At 58.2% G+C, this 2,429-nt stretch carries 4 protein-coding genes; 2 read left to right on the top strand and 2 right to left on the bottom strand.

What is annotated here, in order from left to right; all coding sequences use genetic code 11:
- Positions 1-116 precede the first annotated feature (116 nt).
- Positions 117-716: a recombination mediator RecR gene (recR, locus tag NI20_RS0107610; RefSeq protein ID WP_033120813.1), complete on the bottom strand. Its 600-nt coding sequence runs from the start codon at positions 714-716 to the stop codon at positions 117-119.
- Between the two features lie 4 nt (positions 717-720).
- The gene (gene rpe / locus NI20_RS0107605) at positions 721-1,368 is read right to left on the bottom strand and encodes a ribulose-phosphate 3-epimerase (protein ID WP_033120812.1); all 648 of its coding nucleotides are present in this window, start codon (positions 1,366-1,368) and stop codon (positions 721-723) included.
- A 160-nt stretch (positions 1,369-1,528) separates the two neighbouring features.
- Between rpe and NI20_RS0107600 the strand changes: the two genes are divergently transcribed.
- Together NI20_RS0107600 and NI20_RS0107595 are read left to right on the top strand one after the other, a co-directional pair.
- Positions 1,529-1,732 (top strand): helix-turn-helix transcriptional regulator, encoded by a 204-nt coding sequence (locus NI20_RS0107600; RefSeq protein WP_033120811.1) that lies wholly within the window; start codon positions 1,529-1,531, stop codon positions 1,730-1,732.
- Complete coding sequence (locus tag NI20_RS0107595; protein WP_033120810.1) at positions 1,729-2,166, top strand: hypothetical protein; 438 nt, start codon at positions 1,729-1,731, stop codon at positions 2,164-2,166. The genes NI20_RS0107600 and NI20_RS0107595 overlap by 4 nt, the downstream gene beginning before the upstream one ends.
- Positions 2,167-2,429: the final 263 nt, after the last annotated feature.

The following is a 2,429-nucleotide window of genomic DNA, read 5'->3' as shown; positions in this document are numbered from 1 at the left end:
TATCGTTTGTTTGGTACTCCTTTTGGCATAGCAAAACACCCCACTTGTTAGATAGTATACCATACTGTCTAACAAATGGGGTGCAGTTCATTGGACTCGCCTTCCTTTTTTGCTTTTTATATGTCGCGACGTCCTTCTAAAGCCCGCATCAGCGTCGCGTCGTCGGCGAATTCGAGGTGGCCGCCGACGGGGATGCCGTAGGCAAGGCGCGTGACGCGCACGCCGAACGGCCGCAGCAGGCGGGCAAGGTACATCGCCGTCGCCTCACCCTCAGTGTCGGGGTTCGTGGCCATGATGACCTCTTCGATGTTCCCCTGCGCCACGCGGTCGAGCAGCGGCTTAATCTCCAGATCGTCAGGCCCCACATGGTTCATCGGCGAGATGACGCCGTGCAGCACGTGGTAGCGGCCGTTGTATTCGCGCGCGCGCTCGATGGCGACGACGTCGCGCGGGTCGGCGACGACGCAGATGACATGCTCATCACGCTTCGGCGACGAGCAGATGGGGCAGAGGCCGCCGTCCGTCAGATTGCGGCAGACGGGGCAGAACGTGACGGTGTGCTTGGCGTCGACGATGGCATCGGCAAAGGCCTTGGCCTCCTCTTCGGGCAGGCTCAGCACGAAAAACGCGAGCCGCTGTGCGCTCTTGCTGCCGATGCCGGGCAGGCGCGCGAACTGCTCAACGAGCTTTTCGAGCGCCGCGGGAAAGTATTCCATGGACTTAACCTCTCAGCTCTTTGATTTTGGCGGGGATATTTGCGGCCTTGTAGACGGCGGAGCCCGCGACGAGCACGTTTGCGCCCGCCTCGATGCAGGTTTTGCACGTCACGGCGTCGACGCCACCGTCGACCTCGAGCTCGCAGTCAAGGTTTCTCTCGTCGATGTAGCGGCGGATGGCGGAAACTTTCGGCATCATATCGGCCATGAACTTCTGCCCGCCAAAGCCGGGCTCGACAGTCATCACGAGCACGATGTCGCACTTGTCAAGAAACGGCAGCACGGCCTCGGCGCGGGTGTTGGGCTTCAAGACGACGCCGGCCTTTTTGCCCTTGGCGTGAATTTTGTCGAGCGCGAGGTGGATCTTCTCCGGCGTGTCGGCCTCGACATGACAGGTGACGAGGTCCGCGCCCGCGTCGCAGAACTGGTCGACATAGCGCTCGGGCTGCACGATCATCAGGTGCACGTCGATGGGCAGCGCCGTGCGCTTGCGGATGGACTGGAGCACAGGGATACCGATGCTGATATTGGGGACGAAGCAACCGTCCATCACGTCAAAGTGGACGTAGTCGGCGGTGGCAATGGCCTCGACGCCGGTGCCGAGCTCGGCAAAGTCGGCGGAGAGGATGGACGGTGCGATCTTGACGGACATGATAAGAATCCTCCTGCGAAAATTTTCTTATTTTTTATTGTAGCAAAGCGCAGGAACAAAAGCAATGCAAAAAAATGTAAAAGACACTTGACATTTCACTCGCGCAGTGCTATCCTCACGGATGTAAAGCAAACTTGACTTTGGAAAACGGAGAGAAGCGATGAAAAACCACATTGAAGAGAGAAGAAAGGCGCGCGGCATGACGCAGCAGCAGTTGGCGTCGGAACTCGGCGTCTCGCGCCAGACGATCATTTCGCTCGAGAACGGGAAGTACAATCCGTCTATCCTACTGGCGCACAGCATCGCGCGGCTCTTTGGCGAGCGGATCGAGGACATTTTCATTTTTGAGGAGGAAGAGGCATGAAATCGAAGTTTATGAAGGGCATGAACTTGCAGGAGCAGAAAAAGTGCGGCATTCTGCTGATCGCCATCGGGCTGGTGATGTTTGCCGTCGGGTTCCTGCTCAGCGATGCGCATGTGGGCGATTTTTATAACGGCCTCGGCTGCGGCATCTTCGCCTGCGGCGCGGTGCGGCTGCTGCGCGTGCACCGCCTGAGCCGCGACCCGGAAAAGGCTGCGGATTATGACGCGATGCTCAAGGATGAGCGCACGATGTATGTTGCGAATAAGGCGCGCAGCATGACGTTTTTCATCTGCGTCTATGCCCAGCTCGCGGCGGGACTGCTGGCGCTTTTAGTGTTCAAGCAGCCAATCATCGGGCAGGTGTTGTGTCTTGTGACCTGCGCGCAGTCGCTTATTTTTTGTGGGACTTATTGGTACTACAATAAGAAGTATTGAAGGCAGCGCGGGGGGGCTGCTTCTGTCCCCACAGCGTGTGGGGACGCGGCAAAGGGGGATATTCTCTTTCTCGGAAAGAGAATATCCCCCTTACACCCCCAAGAGAAAGGACGAGGGGAGTCCCCCTCGACCCCCGACATTGCAGGTCTGGGGATTGAAGAGCTGCTCGGCCTGCGGAATCAGGTGCGGTGTACATGGCTTCGCCATGAATCCCTGCGATTCGAAACATTCAGCAACCGCGCCTTACTATCGTGAGGCGCGAG

The organism is Oscillibacter sp. ER4 (assembly GCF_000765235.1).
In the GTDB taxonomy this organism is placed as follows: Bacteria; Bacillota; Clostridia; order Oscillospirales; family Oscillospiraceae; genus Hominicoprocola; species Hominicoprocola fusiformis.
The sequence above is the reverse complement of the archived record's forward strand: the minus strand, read 5'-3'. Positions and strand labels throughout refer to the sequence as shown.

Excerpts from the sequence above, each read along its gene's own strand:
- NI20_RS0107595 (WP_033120810.1), top strand. The coding sequence starts at position 1,729 with ATGAAATCGAAGTTTATGAAGGGCATGAACTTGCAGGAGCAGAAAAAG.
- NI20_RS0107600 (WP_033120811.1), top strand. The coding sequence starts at position 1,529 with ATGAAAAACCACATTGAAGAGAGAAGAAAGGCGCGCGGCATGACGCAG.
- rpe (WP_033120812.1), bottom strand. The coding sequence starts at position 1,368 with ATGTCCGTCAAGATCGCACCGTCCATCCTCTCCGCCGACTTTGCCGAG.
- recR (WP_033120813.1), bottom strand. The coding sequence starts at position 716 with ATGGAATACTTTCCCGCGGCGCTCGAAAAGCTCGTTGAGCAGTTCGCG.